The 16236-nt window shown below is 74.5% G+C and carries 14 protein-coding genes; 7 read left to right on the plus strand and 7 right to left on the minus strand.

All coding sequences use genetic code 11. The features are described from left to right. The first annotated feature begins 28 nt into the window (after positions 1-28). From BJP25_RS03960 to BJP25_RS03985, 6 genes are all read left to right on the plus strand, one after another. Positions 29-1582, plus strand: coding sequence for an ABC transporter substrate-binding protein (locus tag BJP25_RS03960; RefSeq protein ID WP_233157903.1), 1554 nt, complete (start codon positions 29-31; stop codon positions 1580-1582). Continuing rightward, positions 1579-2535 carry an ABC transporter permease gene (locus BJP25_RS03965; protein WP_075973401.1) on the plus strand — a complete coding sequence of 319 codons (957 nt, stop codon included), beginning with the start codon at positions 1579-1581 and terminating at the stop codon, positions 2533-2535. Before BJP25_RS03960 ends, BJP25_RS03965 begins: the two co-directional genes overlap by 4 nt. After that, positions 2532-3323: an ABC transporter permease gene (locus tag BJP25_RS03970; RefSeq protein WP_075973402.1), complete on the plus strand. Its 792-nt coding sequence runs from the start codon at positions 2532-2534 to the stop codon at positions 3321-3323. The genes BJP25_RS03965 and BJP25_RS03970 overlap by 4 nt, the downstream gene beginning before the upstream one ends. Further along, positions 3320-4924: an ABC transporter ATP-binding protein gene (locus tag BJP25_RS03975; RefSeq protein WP_075973403.1), complete on the plus strand. Its 1605-nt coding sequence runs from the start codon at positions 3320-3322 to the stop codon at positions 4922-4924. Before BJP25_RS03970 ends, BJP25_RS03975 begins: the two co-directional genes overlap by 4 nt. Positions 4925-5007: 83 nt before the next feature. Beyond that, positions 5008-5748, plus strand: coding sequence for a class I SAM-dependent DNA methyltransferase (locus BJP25_RS03980; RefSeq protein WP_075973404.1), 741 nt, complete (start codon positions 5008-5010; stop codon positions 5746-5748). A 13-nt stretch (positions 5749-5761) separates the two neighbouring features. Next, positions 5762-7699 carry a KedN5 family methylcobalamin-dependent radical SAM C-methyltransferase gene (locus BJP25_RS03985; protein WP_075973405.1) on the plus strand — a complete coding sequence of 646 codons (1938 nt, stop codon included), beginning with the start codon at positions 5762-5764 and terminating at the stop codon, positions 7697-7699. A gap of 103 nt (positions 7700-7802) precedes the next feature. Here BJP25_RS03985 and BJP25_RS03990 read toward each other — a convergent pair whose 3' ends face one another. The 4 genes from BJP25_RS03990 to BJP25_RS04005 form a co-directional block, all read right to left on the minus strand. After that, positions 7803-9041 carry a cation:proton antiporter domain-containing protein gene (locus tag BJP25_RS03990; protein ID WP_075973406.1) on the minus strand — a complete coding sequence of 413 codons (1239 nt, stop codon included), beginning with the start codon at positions 9039-9041 and terminating at the stop codon, positions 7803-7805. Positions 9042-9226: 185 nt separating this feature from the next. Beyond that, positions 9227-10720 carry a peptide ligase PGM1-related protein gene (locus BJP25_RS03995; RefSeq protein ID WP_143218868.1) on the minus strand — a complete coding sequence of 498 codons (1494 nt, stop codon included), beginning with the start codon at positions 10718-10720 and terminating at the stop codon, positions 9227-9229. 140 nt (positions 10721-10860) lie between these two features. Beyond that, entirely contained in the window at positions 10861-11859 is a 999-nt protein-coding gene (locus tag BJP25_RS04000) for an NAD(P)H-dependent flavin oxidoreductase (protein WP_075973407.1), read from the minus strand. 10 nt (positions 11860-11869) lie between these two features. Beyond that, positions 11870-12922, minus strand: a complete 1053-nt coding sequence (locus tag BJP25_RS04005) for a DMT family transporter (protein ID WP_084793666.1) — start codon at positions 12920-12922, stop codon at positions 11870-11872. A gap of 116 nt (positions 12923-13038) precedes the next feature. On the opposite strand from BJP25_RS04005, the gene BJP25_RS04010 reads away from it, so the two are divergent. Beyond that, entirely contained in the window at positions 13039-13911 is an 873-nt protein-coding gene (locus BJP25_RS04010) for a LysR family transcriptional regulator (protein WP_075973408.1), read from the plus strand. On the opposite strand, the gene BJP25_RS04015 is transcribed toward BJP25_RS04010, so the two are convergent. From BJP25_RS04015 to BJP25_RS33990, 3 genes are read right to left on the minus strand one after another with little or no spacing between them, the layout of a single operon-like run. After that, complete coding sequence (locus tag BJP25_RS04015; protein WP_075973409.1) at positions 13832-14575, minus strand: class I SAM-dependent methyltransferase; 744 nt, start codon at positions 14573-14575, stop codon at positions 13832-13834. The two genes, BJP25_RS04010 and BJP25_RS04015, sit on opposite strands and share 80 nt — an antisense overlap. Beyond that, positions 14572-15429, minus strand: coding sequence for an alpha/beta fold hydrolase (locus BJP25_RS04020; RefSeq protein ID WP_075973410.1), 858 nt, complete (start codon positions 15427-15429; stop codon positions 14572-14574). The genes BJP25_RS04015 and BJP25_RS04020 overlap by 4 nt, the downstream gene beginning before the upstream one ends. Then, entirely contained in the window at positions 15426-16205 is a 780-nt protein-coding gene (locus BJP25_RS33990) for an alpha/beta fold hydrolase (RefSeq protein ID WP_158075596.1), read from the minus strand. Before BJP25_RS33990 ends, BJP25_RS04020 begins: the two co-directional genes overlap by 4 nt. Positions 16206-16236: the final 31 nt, after the last annotated feature.

Consider the following 16236-nt stretch of genomic DNA (forward strand, 5'->3'; position numbering starts at 1 on the left):
CCGCGATCGCGAGGTTGGAGGAACTGTGGTGCGAGACCTGCACATCGACCGGCGCTCCCTGCTGCGGCTGGGCCTGCTCACCGGCGCCGCCGCCGCGACCGCCCCGCTGCTGGTCGCCTGCGGTGACGGCGGTGCGCCCGCCGCGGGCGCCAGCGGCTTCGGCGCGGCGGGCAAGCCGATCGACGTCCTGACCGTCAGCGCCCCGAGCGCGGTCACCGACGCCGTGCCCGGCAACCCGCTGGCGACCAGCATCGGCGCCACCCTCGTCGTCATGCGCCACGTCTACGACTCGCTGATGGTGCTGGACAACGGCGAGTACAAGTACCAGCTGGCGGAGTCGGTGGAGCCCAACGCCGACGCGAGCGCGTGGACGATCAAGGTGCGCCCGGGGGCGACCTTCCACGACGGCAAGCCGGTGACCGCCGCCGACGTGGCGCACAGCCTGCGCACCGTGGGCACCAAGCCCAGCAACCGCGCCTCGGTGTACAGCGTGGTGAACCTGCCGGGCATCACCGTCGTCGACGACCGCACCCTCACCGTGCCGCTCAAGGCGCCGCGCGGCGACTTCCGCGAGTCCGTGCTGATCGTGTTCTCGCCCATCTTCCCCGCGGGCACCACCGACTTCACCAAGCCGGTCGGGTCCGGGCCGTACAAGCTCGTCGAGCGCAGCGGCGCCACGACCCGCATGGTCGCCTACGACGGGTACTGGGGCGGCAAGCCGACCGTGCGCGAGCTGCGGGTGGTCGGGGTGTCCGACGCGGCGGCCCGGCTGTCCTCGCTCAAGGCGGGCCAGGTCGACTACGCCATCTCCATCAGCGCGACCGGCGCGAAGACCGAGGCGGCCAACTCCGCGCTCAGCGTGGTGCGCGGCGGCGCGGCCAACGCCAACGCGCTGTCGTTCGCGATGAACCAGAAGCTCGCCCCCTTCGACAACCCCGACGTGCGCAAGGCCGTCCGGCTCGCCGTCGACCGGCAGGCGCTGGTGGACAACGCGCTGCTGGGCCTGGGGTCCACCGCGGACGACGTGGTGGGCAAGAACCTGCCCGGCTACGCCGACCTGCCCGCCCGCAAGCGCGACGTGGAGCAGGCCAGGTCGCTGTTCGCCAAGGCCGGGGTCACCAAGCTGACCCTGCGCACCGGCGAGCTGGTGCCGGGCATGCTCAACGCCAGCAAGCTCCTCGCCCAGCAGCTGAAGGAAGCCGGGGTGGAGGTGACGCTGGAGGAGCTGTCGGTGGACGCCTTCTACGCCGACATCACGACCCTGGGCACGCACCCGTTCCAGGCCTTCTACTACGTCAACCGGCCCGCCGCGGTGCACCTGTCCGCGGTGACGCACGGCAAGGCGCCGTTCAACGTCACCGGCACCTCCGCCGACTACCAGGCGCGGCTGGCCAAGGCGCAGGCCACCCCGGACGACAAGGCCCGCGCGGAGGCGTTCACCGCCCTGCAGAAGGAGTTCTACGAGTCCGGCGGTGACCTGCTCTGGGGCTTCCAGGAGCAGGTCGACGCGGCCCGCAGCGGGTTGCAGGGGGTGCGGGTCGAGCAGTCGGTGCAGTTGTTCGACAAGGCGACCACCGCGTGAGCGCGCAGGCGCTGCTGCTGCGCAGGGTCGTCGCCGCGGTGTTCACCCTGCTGGCCACCGCGGTGGTGCTCTTCGCCGCCTCGGAGGTCCTGCCGGGCGACGCGGCCACGGCCTCGGTCGGCCTGGACGCCACCGCCGACGACCTCGCGCAGCGGCGCGCCGAGCTCGGCCTGGACCGGCCCTGGCCGGTCCGGTTCGCCGAGTGGCTGGCCGGGGCGCTGCGCGGCGACCTCGGCGCGAGCACCATGACCGGCGAGCCGGTGACCTCGGTGATCGCCGAACCGCTGGGCTCCACCGCCCTGCTGGTCGGGATCACCGCGGCGGTCACCGTCCCGCTGGCCGTCCTCATCGGACTGGTGTCCGGGCTGCGCCCCGGCGGGCGGGTCGACCGGGCGCTCTCGGCGGTGTCGGTGGTGGTCGTGTCGGTGCCGCAGTTCGTCACCGCGGGCCTGCTGGTGCTGCTGCTGGCCGACCTGGTGCCGCTGCTGCCCGCCATCTCGCTGCCCCCGCTGGGCGGGACACCGCTGGACAAGCCGAGCGTGCTGGTGCTGCCGGTGCTCGCGCTGACCCTGTTCGGCGCGGCGTGGGCGGGGCGGATCGTGCGCGCGGCGGTGATCGACGCCAACGCGACCCCGCACGTCGAGGCCGCCAGGCTGGCCGGGCTGCCGGAGCGGGTGGTGGTGCTGCGCCACCTGCTGCCCTCGGCCCTGCCGCCGTGCGCGCACACCTTCGCGTGGCTGCTCAGCGGCCTGTTCGGCGGCACGGCGGTGGTGGAGGTCGTGTTCAACTACCCGGGGCTCTCGCAGACCCTCGTCGCCGCCGTGCGCGGGCACGACACCGCGGTGCTGGAGGGCGTCGGGCTGCTGCTGGCCGCCATCATCGTCGCCGCGTTCACCCTGTCCGACCTGCTGGTCGTCGTCGCCGACCCCCGGCTGCGGGCGGGTGCGGGGTGAGCGCCGCGCGCAGGGCGTTGACCCTGCTCGCCCTCGCCGGGCTGCTCGGCGTGCTCGCCGTCGCGCTGCTCGGGCCGCTGCTGGCCGGTGACCCGGAGCGCATCGTCGACCTGCCCTACGCCCCCCCGTCCGGGGCGCACCCGCTGGGCACCGACGAGGCGGGCCGCGACGTGCTCGACCGGGTGCTCGCCGGGGGCCGCGAGCTGGTGCTGGTGCCGCTGCCGGCCACCGCGCTGGCGACCCTGCTCGGGGTCGTCCTCGGCGTGCTGGGCGGCTACTTCGGCGGGGTCGCGGACGCGCTGGTGTCCCGGGTGGACTACCTGCTGCTCGGGCTGCCGCCGGTGCTGGTGCTGCTCGTGGTGGTCAACGGCTGGGGCTACAGCCCGTGGACGATCACCGCCGTCGTGGTGCTCACCGGCACCCCGTTCGTGTCCAGGGTGACCAGGACCGAGACCCAGCAGGCGGTGCGCAACGGCTACGTCGTCACCGCCTTCGCGGGCGGCCACCCGCACCTGGCGGTGATCACCCGGGAGCTGCTGCCCAACATCGCCCGCCCGGTGCTGGCCGACTTCGGCACCCGGCTGGCGATCGCGGTCACGCTCACCGCCGCGGTCGGCTTCCTCGGCTTCGGCTCCGCAGGCGCCAACTGGGGCGCCATGATCAGCGAGAACGTCGAGGGCATCCGGCTCACCCCGTGGGGGGTCGCCGCGCCCGCCCTGCTGCTCGGCGCACTCACCGTCGGGGCCAACCTCGGCCTGGACCGCCTCGTCGGGAGGGTGCTGCGATGACCGCCACGGGCACGACCACCAGCGGGGTCCCCACCGCGCCCCCGCTCGTCGAGGTCGAGGGGCTGCGCGTGGTCGACGCGGCGGGCCGCACCGTGCTCGCCGGGGTCGACCTGGTGCTGCGGGCGGGGGAGCGGGTCGGCGTCGTCGGGGAGTCCGGGGCGGGCAAGACCACCCTGGCGCTGGCCGCGATCGGCGCCGTGCGGCCCGGGCTCACCGTCACCGGCGGGCGGGTCCTCGTCGACGGGCACGACGTGCTCACCGCCCCGACCGCCCGGCTGCGCGCGCTGCGCCGCGGCGCGGTCGCCTACCTGCCGCAGGACCCGCCGTCGGCGCTCACCCCCACCCTGCGCGTGGCCCGGCAGCTGCGCGAGCAGGCCGCCGACCGCGACCCCGCGGCGATCGCCGAGCGGCTGGCGCAGGTCGGCCTGCCCGGCCATCGGGCCTTCCAGCGGCGCTACCCGCACCAGCTCTCCGGCGGCCAGCAGCAGCGCCTCGCCCTGGCCAGGGCCACCTCCGCCGACCCGCGCGCCCTGGTGCTCGACGAGCCCACCGCGGGCCTGGACGGGCCGATGCGCGCCCTGGTGCTCGACCAGCTCGACGCATTGGTCGCCCGCCGCGGCCTCGCGGTCCTGTTCATCACCCACGACCTCGACGCCGCGGCCAGGACCACCGACCGCCTCGTCATCCTGCGCGGCGGGCGGGTCGTCGAGGACGGCCCCACCGCGGACGTGCTCACCCGCCCCCGCGCCGCCTACACCGCCGAGCTGGTCGCCGCCGCGCCGTCGCCGGTCGTCGACCCCGCGCGGGTGATCACCCCCGCGCGCGGCGCCCCGGTTTTGCGCGTCGAGGGCGTGCGCGCCACCCGCGGGCGGGCGGTGGTGCTCGACGGCGTGGACCTCGACGTGCACCCCGGGGAGTCGGTGGCCCTGCTGGGCCGCTCCGGGTGCGGCAAGACCACCCTGGCCCAGTGCGCCACCGGCGCGCTGGTGCCGCGCACCGGGCGCGTCCTGCTCGACGGGCGGGAGCTGCCCGCGGCGCTGCGCGCCCGCTCGGTGCCGCAGCGGCGCGCGGTGCAGCTCATCCCGCAGGACGTCACCGGCTCGCTCAACCCCCGGCGCACCGTCGGGTCGGCCATCGCCGGGTTCGTCAAGCTGGGCCGGGAAGCCGCCCGCGCGGGGGAGCGCACGCTGGAGCTGCTGGCCATGGTCGGCCTGCCGCCGGAGATCGCCGGGCGGCTGCCCCGGGAGGTCTCCGGCGGGCAGCGCCAGCGGGTCGCCATCGCCCGCGCGCTGGCCGCCGACGCCCGGGTGCTGGTGTGCGACGAGATCACCTCCAGCCTCGACGTGCGAATCGCCGCCGACGTGCTCGACCTGCTCGACCGGCTGCGCGCCGAACTCGGCTTCGCCGTGCTGACCATCACCCACGACCTCGGCGTCATCGCCCGGCACGCCGACCGGGTGGTGGTGCTCGACGGCGGCCGGGTCGTCGAGCACGGCCCGGTCCCGGCGGTGTTCACCGACCCGGCGCACCCGGCCACCCGCGAGCTCCTGGCCGCCGCGCGCGCCGCCAGGACCCCCGGGTCCGCGGCGACCGCACCCTGACCAGCGGGCGGGCGCTGCGCCCCCCGGCCCCAGAGCACCCCCAGAGCACCCAGTCGCGGCCCAGGCCGCGGGAGGAGGACGACGTGGAAGGCTTCGAGCTGTCGACCTACGGCGACGCGATCGCCGGGTTGTTCGACGAGACCGGGTGGGCGGGCGACCCCGGCGACACCGAGGAGACGATCCAGTGGCTCGCCGAGAACGCGGGCGAGGGGCCCGTGCTCGAACTCGGCGTGGGCACCGGCCGGGTGGCGATCCCGCTGGCGGGCAAGGGCGTCGACGTGCACGGCATCGACGCCTCCGACGGCATGCTCGACCAGCTGCGCTCCAAGCCCGGCGGTGAGCGGGTCACCCTGTTCAAGCAGGACTTCACCGACTTCCACCTGCCGCACACCTACTCCATGGCCTACGCGGTGTTCGACACGCTGCCGTTCATCACCGACCAGGACAGCCAGATCCGCTGCTTCGAGCGGGTGGCCGCGGTGCTGCGCCCCGGCGGCCGGTTCGTCACCCAGTGCTCGATCCCCGACCCCTCGCGCTACGACCGCAACCAGCGCACCCAGACCGTGCGGGTGGAGAAGGACCACGTGGTGATGACCTTCACCCGGCGCGAGCGGCTGACCCAGCGCTCGTCGATCCAGTTCGCCGTGCTCAGCTCCGACGGGATCAAGTTCTTCCCCATGCACATCCGCACGGTGCTGCCCTCGGAGCTGGACCTGATGGCCCGCCTGGCCGGGCTCACCCTGGAGTCGCGCTGGTCGGACTGGTCGGGCGCACCGCTGCGCGACTCGCACGAGCGCCACATCTCGATCTACCGCAAGGACTGACGGGAGGCCCACCGTGTCCGACAACCGGCTCCGGGTCGTGCTGGTCCAGCAGGGCGTGTGGGACATGCCGCTGGAGTCCATGCCACTGGCCTCCGGCTACCTCAAGGCGGTGGTGCTGGCCGACGAGCGGCTGCGCGCCGCGGTCGACGTGCGGATCAGCAACTTCCGCGGCCGGGTCACCCACGGCGAGATGGCCACCGGCCTGTTCGCCGACGGGGTGCCCGACGTGCTCGCCTTCAGCGTCCTGGGGTGGAACCAGCGCGCCTTCGGGGTGCTGGCCGCCACCTTCAAGCAGCTCAACCCCGACGGGCTGGTGGTCTTCGGCGGCACCCACGTCAGCGGGCAGGCCGAGCGGGTCTTCCGGCTGTTCCCGGACGTCGACGTCATCGTCAACGGCGAGGGCGAGCTGACCTTCGCCGAGCTGCTGCACGCCCGTATCGCCGCCGGGCCCACCGACCTGACCGGGGTGCTCGGCATCTCGTGGCGGCGCGGGGCCGAGGTGGTCACCAACGACGACCGACCCAGGGTGGAGGACCTCGACACCATCCCCTCGCCGTTCCTCACCGGCGCCATCGACCTGGTCGACGAGCACGGCCGCTTCCGCTACGACGTGGCGCTGATCGAGACCAACCGCGGCTGCCCGTACAAGTGCTCGTTCTGCTACTGGGGCGGGGCGGTCGGCCAGCGGGTGCGCGCGTTCTCCCGCGCGCGGCTGCGCGCCGAGCTGGAGCTGTTCGCCCGGCTCGGGGTGCACACGGTGGTGGTCTGCGACGCCAACTTCGGCATGCTCCCGATCGACCTGGAGCTGGTGCAGGACCTCATCGAGATCAAGCGGGTGCACGGCTTCCCCAAGGCGTTCGAGGGATCGTGGGCCAAGAACAAGTCCCAGGTGTTCTACGAGATCGTCCGGATGATGCGCGACGCGGGCCTGCGCAGCTCGTTCACCCTTGCCCTGCAGACGCTCAACCCCGACGCCCTCGACCTCATGCGCAGGCGCAACATGAAGGTCAACGCCTGGTCGGACCTGGTGGACTGGCTCAACGAGCAGGGATTGGACTGCTACGCCGAGCTGATCTGGGGCGCCCCGGGGGAGACGGTGGAGTCGTTCCTGGCGGGCTACGACGAGCTGGCCAGGCGGGTCTCGCGCATCGCGGTCTACCCGATCATGCTGCTGCCCAACACCGACTACTCCGAGAACAAGGAGCTGCACGGCATCGTGGCGCTGCGCGGTGACCACGACGACTTCGAGTACGTCCTGGCGCACCGCACGATGTCGTTCCAGGACAACATCCTCATGCAGCGCTTCCTGTTCTGGGCCAGGGTCGTGGCGGAGAACGCGGTGCTGCGCCACGTCTGGAACCCGCTGCGGGAGCTGGCCGGCTGGGAGCAGTCCTGGGTGCTCAACAGCCTCGCGGACTGGACCGAGACGACCTCGTGCCCGCACGCCCTGCCGCTGCGCGAGGCCGCCCACCGCGGCCACGGCGGCGGCGCCCCCGCCTACGCCGAGGCCATCGGCTACCTGTTCACCACCGAGGAGGGCAAGCAGGCGCTGCGCACGTGGTGGGCCGAGGCCGTCGTGCCCCGGCTGCCGGTGTACCTGCGCCCGTTCCTGACCTCGGTGTTCCGCTACGACTTGGAGACCCAGCCGGTGTGCGACGGCGGGTCCCTGCCGGTGGTCGTTGTGGAGGGGGTGGAGCACCACGTGCGGACCAACGTCCGGTTCGACCACGACGTGCCCAAGGCGCTGGCGTCGCTGCGCGCGGGGCAGTGCCCCGACCTGCTGGGCAAGGCCGTCCACTTCGACATCTACTACCGGACGGAGGCGCTGAACGCGGTGAAGTCCACCAACCACGAGGAGATCGTGCACTTCATGGGGGAGGCCCGGCCCGCGGCGGCCCCGCCGCTGCCCGCTGTGGTGGCGCTCCCCGCGGTGGTGCCCGCGATCGCCTGACCTCCCACCCACCGCCCGCGCGGGGTTCGGCCCAGCGGCGGGGGATCCGGTTCAGCACGAGGGCCCGGGGCGGCACAGCCGCCCCGGGCCCTGTCGTGCTGGGTCAGGCCGCGGGCTGGGGTGCGCGGACCTTCTCGATCTCCTGGTCGACGATGCTCGGCGGGTAGATCAGGCGCAGCAGCGGGCCCGCCATGGCGGTGGTCACCACCGCCATCACGACCATGACCGAGTAGAGGTACTGGTCGAGCATGCCCAGTTGCAGGCCCACCGCGAGGATGATCAGCTCGGTGAGGCCGCGGGTGTTCATCAGCGTGGCGAGGGCGGCCGCGTCCCGGGTGGACAGGTGGTTGAGGCGGGCGGCGGTGAAGGCGCCGCCGAACTTGCCGCCGATGGCGGCGACGAGCACCAGCAGCAGTTCGAGCACGCCGGTGGCACCGATCGAGGACAGGTCGACCTTCAGGCCCGCGACGATGAAGAACACCGGCAGCAGCAGCGCGGAGTTGAACTGGCCCATGCGCTCCAGCACCGACTCGCGCAGGGCGTCGGTGCCCTCGCGGGGGAAGACCGCGCCGAAGAGGAAGGCGCCGAAGATGAAGTGCAGGCCGATCCACTCGGTCGCCGCCCCGGAGAGCAGCAGGCCCGCGAGCACCACCGGCAGCGTGGTCGTCATCGGCCGGTCCGCGGCGAAGACCTTGCGCAGCAACGGGCGCACCACCCACAGCATGAGCGCCAGGTACACCGGGCCCAGGGCGATCAGCCACTGGTCGGCGCCGCCGCCGGAGAGGATGACGACGACGGCGAGCAGGCACCAGGCGAGCAGGTCGTCGACGGCGGCGCAGGTCAGCGCGACCCCGCCGACCATGGTCTTGGCCATCCTGCGGTCGGAGAGGATGCGGGCGAGCACGGGGAAGGCCGTCACCGACATCGCGGCGCCGAGGAACAGGACGAACCCGAGCCGGTGTTCGTTGGGGTGGTTGAGGACCAGGTACAGCGCGAGCCCCGAGCCGAGCGCGAACGGCAGGGCGATCGAGGCGCCGGAGACGGTGATGGCGAGCTTGCCCCGGCCGCGCAGCAGCGCCCGGTCCAGCTCCGCGCCGACGCCGAACATGAACACCGCCACGCCCACGTTGGCCAGCGCGGCCAGGAAAGGGCGGGTGTCGGTGGGGAACAGCGCGCCGGTGAAGCCCTCCCCGAACAGCGTCGGGCCGAGCAGCACCCCCGCCAGCACCTCGCCGATCACCGCCGGTTGGTCCAGCCGCCTGGCCAGCGCGCCCAGCGCCCGCGCCAGCACGACGATCACCGCCAAGTCCAGGAACAGGAACACGACCTGGTGTGTGGTCACGGTTTCCCCTCCGCGGTGCCCGGTCGTGCCGTGTGGGGCGTGCGAGCTCAGCGAATGCACCATGTCATCGGGCCTGATCGGGTGTCAAGGCGGTTGACAGGACCGTCAAAGCCCTGCTGCGCGGGGGAAACACGCGGGCCCGCCCGGTGCGTCGACCGGACGGGCCCGCGGGTGTGGCGGCTGCCTCACCCGGTCGCGACGGGGTCGCGCGTGGCGGTGGCCGCCTGGCGCAACGCGTTCACCAGTTCGTCGTAGCGGCGCTGGGCGTCGTGCGGGTCGGCGCCGATCGCGACCACGCCGAGCCTGCCGTACTCCGGGAGGGCGCCCAGGGCGTAGAAGAAGCACCCGAGCGCGGTGGCGGGGTCGTAGGCGAGGCCGCGGCGCTCGGCGGTGGCGACGAGGTCGGCCTGGATCAGCGCGCGGAAGGCGTCGTCGTGGACGCGGTCGCTGGTGACGTAGCAGCGCGGTGCGCCGTCGCGCGTGCGGTACTCCCCGGTCGCGGTGTCGTACTCGCCGTCGAGGAGGCCGTGGGTGAACAGGAAGGGCGCGGTGGCGCCGCCCATGCGGAGGTTGACCTCCAGCGCGTACACGCCTTCGGGTGCGTCCTCGTCGACGACGAAGTCGATGCTGAGGTGCCCGCGCACCCCGGCGGCGGCCAGCGCCCGCCCGCCGCGCAGCCCGAGTTCCTGCACCCGCAGCCGGTACGCCCGCTGCGCGGGGAAGGCGCAGCCGGTGAAGGTCTGCCCGCACGGCCCGCCGAGCACCTGGTCGTGCGTGGAGAGCACCACCACCCGGCCGTCCGGTTCGATTTCCAGCTGCGCGGACGGGGAACGCACGGAACGCCCCGCCAAGAACGCCTCGACGACACCGCCCATGGTCGTGAACTTGTCCCGGAACCCCTCCCAGGTGTCGCCCGGTGCGGTGAGCGCGACCGGCAACCGGCGCGCGATCCAGCTTTCCGGGTCGTCGTCCGGGGCGCCCGCGTAGCTGAACACGGCATTGCCCGCACCGGCGAAGCTCTCGTTCAACTTCACCACGGCCTTCTCCAGACCGGGGGAGCGGCGCTTGAGCTCGGCGAGCGCGCGCACGAGGTCGGCCTCGGTGCTCACGCCCTCGACGCCGTCGAGCACCGGGACCCCCGCGGAACGCAGCAGCACCCGGCCGCCGCTCTTGGTGCCCAGCGCCGCCAGGTCCGGGTCGCAGGCCTGCACCGGGGTGCCCAGGCGCAGCGCCAGCTCGCGCTCCAGCGGGGTGCTGGTGAACACCACCAGCCGCGCCGTCGCGGGGTCGGTCACCGCCGCGGCGAGCCGTTCCAGCAGGTCGGGGCGGTCCAGCAGCTTCGCGGTGAGCGGGGCGGGGCTGTCGTCGCCGCAGTCGTGCAGGTGCAGGCGGTCGCGCGCGTCGGTGCCCGCGAGGGCCGGGACGAGGCCCAGCGCGTAGTCGACGACGGCCGGGGGGAGCCGGTCGCTGGTGACGTAGTGCAGGTGCAGCCCCGGCGTGCGCAGCAGTTGAAGGGTGAACAGCAGCCGCTGCTCGAAGTGCCCTGCGCCCGGGATCTTGCGCAGTTCGTCGCTGTGCAGGGTCAGGCTGGGCACCACGACGACCACCTCCGGTGCGCCCGCGCCGAGCGATTCCTGCAATTCCTGGAAAGCCGCGATGTCCTGGGGTGAGGTTGCCACGAGTTCAGCGTAGAACCGGACCGGTCGATCCGGGCCGGCACGAATCAGCGATTCCGTTAAGCCGGGTTGATGATCCTGGAACGCGGTGTCGTGACTAACGGTGATCTGCGCCGGTCGGTCATGAGCGGCGGTTTTCCCGATTATGACAGGACGTCATGAGAAGTGGATTTGCCCGGGTCGGGGAATGCGCCGAGCAGTTCCGCGGTGATGGCGGCGGCGGGCTCGGTCCCGGTGAGCAGCCCGACGCCCTGCCCCGCGTAGAGCGCCATCTCCGCGACGTCGCCGGTGTGCCCGTCGACCGGTACCTGGTCGCGGTAGCGCACCTCCGCGCCGAGTTCCGGGTGCTGGGCGATGACCTCGCCCTCCCCCGGCCGGTCGCCGGGGGAGGGGCTGCCCGCCGCCTCCCACCGGGTCAGGGTCCCGTTGCGCAGCACGCGGTGCGGGGCGTCGGGCCAGCCGTCGCGGAACGCCGTGGTGTGCACGGTGTCGCTCCCGGAGGCCGCGATGAGCGCGCTGCGGTACACCGGGTGCGCGGCGGACTCCTGCGCCAGCAGGTACCGCGTGCCCACCCACGCGCCCTGCGCGCCGAGCGCCAGCGCCGCCCGGATGCCGCGGGCGTCGGCGATCCCGCCCGCGGCGAGGACGGGCACGGGGGCGACCCGGCCGACGACCTCGGGCACCAGGGCCAGGGTCGAGGTCGTCCCGCGCACGTGCCCGCCCGCTTCCCAGCCCTGGGCGACCACGACGTCGACACCGCTGTCGACCGCGGCCCGCGCCTCCTCGGCATCCCCGACCATGTGCAGGTGCAGCGCACCCGCCGCGGTGATCGCGGCTCGGTAGGGCGCCGGGTCGCCCCACGAGGTCGAGATCACCCGCACGCCGCTGTCCAGGGCGATCGCGAGCCGGTCGTGCTGCGGCCAGCGCAGGACGAGGTTCACCGCGAACGCCCGGTCGGTGCGCCGCCCCACCTCCAGCAGGTGCCGCGCCAGCCCGCTCGGCGCCGTCCACGACGCGGCCAGCACGCCCAGCGCCCCCGCCTCGGCCACGGCGGCGACGAGGGCGGGGGTGCTGGCGCTGCCGATGGGCGCCTGGGCCAGCGGCGCGGCGAGCCCGAGCCGCCGCCACCACGCGGCGGTCACCGGGTGCCCGTCAGTCCGCCGCGGGCTGCGGCGTCGGTGCCGCGGGCGCGGCGGGCACCGGCTTCTTCGCTCCGCCGAGCCGGGTGACGAGGATGCCCGCGATCACCAGCGCCGCACCCGCGAAGGTGTTCCAGCTGACCGGTTCCGACAGCAGGAACGCCCCGATCGCGGTGGACCACAGCGGCACCACGTAGGTGACGGTGGAGGCGATGGTGGGGCCCGCCTGCCGGATGACGTTGAGGTTGAGGATGTAGGCGAACCCGGTGCCGAGCACGCCGAGCACGACCAGCGCGACCGCCGCCCCCCAGCCCGGCCAGTTCGGCGCCGTCGCGGTGACGGCGGTGAGCACGGCCAGTTCCAGCGTCGCGCAGCCGATCTGCACCGCCGACAGCGCCGCCACCCCGCCCTCGCGGTGGGAGAAGAAGCGCCGCGTGTAGGCGAAGCCCGCGCCGTAGCAGGCGGTCGCGCCCAGGCAGGCCAGCCCGCCGACCAGGGTGCCGCCCACCAGCCCGCGCCACACCCCGAGCACCACCAGCACCCCGGCGAAGCCGAGGAACAGCCCCGCCGTGCGGGTGGCGGTCAGCTTCTCGTCGGCGACGATGGCCAGCACGAACACCAGCGTCAGCAGCGGGGTGGTGGCGTTGAAGATGCCCGCCAGCACCGAGTCCACGTGCTGCTCGCCGTAGGCGAACAGGGCGAACGGCGCGGCGTTGAGCAGCGCGGCCACCACGAGCGCGTGCCCCCAGGTCGCGGGTTCGCGCGGCAGCGGCGTCCGCTGCACCGCGCACACCACCAGCAGCGCGAGCGCGCCGAACAGGCAGCGCCACAGCGCCACCCAGAGCGGGGCGGTGCCCGCGTCCACCGCCACCTTGATGAGCGCGAAGCTCGACCCCCACAGCGCCGAGAGCACGATGAAGCTCGGCAGCCAGCGCGCCGCGTCCGCGCGGGCGGGCTCCCCCGAGCCCGGTGCGGTGCCGGTCGGTGCTGCCGCGCTGGTCGGAGCGGTCGTGCTCGTGGTCGCGTTCGTGGTCGTGCCGGTCGTGTGGTCCGTCGGCCCTGCCATCCCGGTGCCCCCTCCCCCGCGGGGACCGGGCCCTCCGGCCACCGCTGGACATCATGGTCGGCGGTCGGCCATCATGAGTCAAACAAGTACCGCTCGTCTGCTCATGAGGACTGTTCATGACCATCGGGATCCCCCAGATCAAGGCCTTCGTCGCGGTCGCGGAGCGGGCGAGCTTCTCCGAGGCCGCCGAGGACCTCGGGGTGAGCCAGTCCGCGGTCTCGCACGCGGTGGCCGCGCTGGAGCGCACCACCGGCAGGCCGGTGCTGACCAGGGGGAACAGCGTGCGGCCGACGCTGCTCGGGGAGCGCATGCTCGGCCAGGCGCGGGTGGCGCTCGCGGCGCTGTCGGCGCTGGAGGAGCTGGCCCACCGCCGCGACGGCGGGGTGCGCGGCAACCTGGTGCTGGCCGCCCCGCCCACCGTCTGCCACAGCCTCGTCCCCGCGCTCATCGAGCACTGGCGCGCGGAGTTCCCCGGGGTCACCGTCTCGCTGTTCGAGGGCGGCGACGACGAGATCGCCAGCTGGCTCGACGGCGCCAGCGCCGACCTGGCCGTGCTCGTCGACCCCACCGACGTCCCGCCGGGCGCGGTGGTGCTCGCCCGCGACCGCTTCCACGCCGTGCTGCGCGAGGACCACCCGCTCGTCGGGCGCGCCGAGGTCGACGTGCACGAGCTGGCCGACGACCCGCTGCTGCTGTCCACCAGCGGGTGCGAGCGCCAGATCCGCGAGCTGTACCGGGCGGCGGGGGAGCCGCTGCACCCGGCCCACCAGGTGCGCCAGCTCAGCACCCTGTTCGCCATGGTGCGCGCGGGCACCGGCGTGTCGGTGGTGCCGGGGCTCGCGGCGGGGATGGAGGGGCCCGGCGTGGTGCTCGTCCCGCTGGCGCAGCGCGCGGGGCGCACCCTCGTGCTCACCGGCCCGCACCACCGCCCGTGGCACCCGAGCGCGGCGGCGCTGCTGTCGTCGATGGCCCAGGAGCGGATCGCCTGACCCGGCACACCAGGGTGCCCGCGCGCACCGTGGTGCCGACCCCGGTGGCGGCCAGCGCCCGGCGCAGCTCCCCGAGCCGCGGGTAGGGCAGGCCGTCGACCCCGGTCAGCGGGTGCACGCGCACCTCGGCGGCCACCCGCACCAGCTCGCGCACGGCGGCGGCGTGCCAGTCCAGGTCGAACAGGTCGGCGTAGGCGAACAGCAGGTTCGGCACCACGGCGAGGTCGAACGCGCCGTCGGGGAAGGGCAGCGCGGGCAGGGCGGCGGCGACGTAGTCCGACCCGCCCGCCGCCCGGTCGCGGGCGTAGTCGGCGAGGAAGCGCAGCGCCGAGCGGCGCCGCCGCTCGACGTACTCCGGCAGCCCCGCCGACCACCCGGCCCCGCCCCGGCGCAGCGCGGCGACGGCCCGGCCGAGCCCGCGCTCCAGCGCCGCGCCGACCGCGGCCGCCACCTCGTCCGGGGTCCCGGCGTAGAGCGGGTCGGCGCTCACCGCCCGCCCGCCCCGCTCGCGCACGGTGCGGGCGAAGTCGCTGGCGCCACCTGGGCAGTCCAGCACCCGGGCGCGCAGCAGCGCGGGCTCGTCGAGGCCGAGCGCCGCCAGGTACTCGTCGTAGTCCCGGGAGGTGATGACGACCTGCTCCGGCGGCGGGTCGAGCCCCCTCACCCCGCTTCGGCGAGGAACGCGGCGACGGCCGCCGCCACCGCCTCGGGGGCCTCCTCCTGCGGGAAGTCGCCGCACCCGGGCAGCAGCACCAGGCGCGAGCCGGGGATCAGCTCCGCGAAGCGCCGCCCGGTCGACGGCGGCACCAGCCGGTCCTCGGCGCCGAAGAGCAGCAGGGTCGGCACGGCCAGCCCGTCCAGCGGCCCGGCGAGCGCGTCGAAGGACTCCCCGTAGCTCAGCCGCACGCCGAGCGCGAAGCGCGCCATCACCGCGCCCCGGGTCGCGAACTGCTGGTGGTAGGCGGCCACGGCGTCCGGGTCCGGGGTGCTCGCGGGCCCGTGCGCCGCCGCCCACTTCTGCTCGAAGGAGCCCCGGGGCAGCAGCCGCGCCACCAGCGGCCCGAGCACCGGCGTGGCCAGCGCCCGGTACAGGCCCAGGTTCGCCGCGCCCTCGCCCAGCGCGCCCGCGGCCATCACCACCAGCCGCGACACCCGGTCCGGGTGCAGCGCGGCCAGCCAGGCGGCCAGCGACCCGCCCATCTGGCTGCCCACCACCGCGGGCGCGGCCAGGTCGAGCGCGTCGAACAGGGACACCAGCAGGCCCGCCGCCGTCCCGGCCGTCCACCCGCCCGCCCGCGGCGCGGGCGACCCGCCGCACCCGGGCAGGTCGACCAGCACCACCCGGTGCCGCTCGGCCAGCGCGGGCCACACGTCCCGCCACGTCGTCGCGTTGGTGAGGAACCCGTGCAGCAGCACCACCGGCGGCCCGTCGACCGGCCCCGCCTCGTACACCCGCAGGTCGGCCCCGTCCAGGGCGATCGTGCGGCCCGCGCCGAGCGCGCTCAGCCCCGGTGTCACCGCGCGGCCCCGAAGGTCTCCAGCAGCAGGGCGTTGAACCGGTCGGGGTCCTCCACCGGCGGGATGTGCGCGGCGGGCAGCAGCTCCACCCGCGCCCCCGGCAGCCGCGCGCCCAGGCGCTCGGTGAGCACCGGCGGGAACAGGATGTCCTCGGCCCCGCCGACCACCAGCGCCGGGCAGCCGGGCGCGCCCAGCCACTCCTGGCTGTCGTGCTCCAGCGCCCCGCCGTAGATGCTGCTGAGCGCGGCGACGTCGTACTGGTCGAACATCGCCTTGCGCAGCGCCGCCTCGTGCCGCAGCAGCGCGGGAACCCCCGCCTCGCTGAACAGCATGCTCTTGAGCACCTCCCAGAACCCGGGCAGGTCGTCGCGCTCCAGGAAGCCGTTGAGCATCCGCAGCAGCTGCTTGGTCGGCCCGTGCGCGGTGCCGAAGGTGGCGATCAGGCCCAGCCCGGCCAGCCGCTCGGCGTGCTTGGCGGCGAAGTGCTGGGCCACCAGGCCGCCGTGCGACATGCCGACGACCACGGCCCGCTCCACGCCGAGGTGGTCGAGCAGCGCGGCGAGGTCGTCGGCGTGCTCGGCGTTGGTGGGGAAGCCCACCAGCGACGGCGAGTCGCCGAAGCCGCGCATGTCGTAGGTGATGGTGGTGAAGTGCTCGGTCAGCGCCCGCACCTGGCGCAGCCAGCTGCCCTGGAGGGTGGCCAGCAGCACCAGCGGCTGCCCGCTGCCGCGCACCCGGTAGCGGATGCTGCCCCCGTCGAGCTCGATCCGGTCCACGTCCTGCCCTTCCCTCTGGGGTTGCTGGTCG

Origin of the sequence: Actinokineospora bangkokensis (assembly GCF_001940455.1) — a bacterium.
GTDB classification, from domain to species: Bacteria; Actinomycetota; Actinomycetes; order Mycobacteriales; family Pseudonocardiaceae; genus Actinokineospora; species Actinokineospora bangkokensis.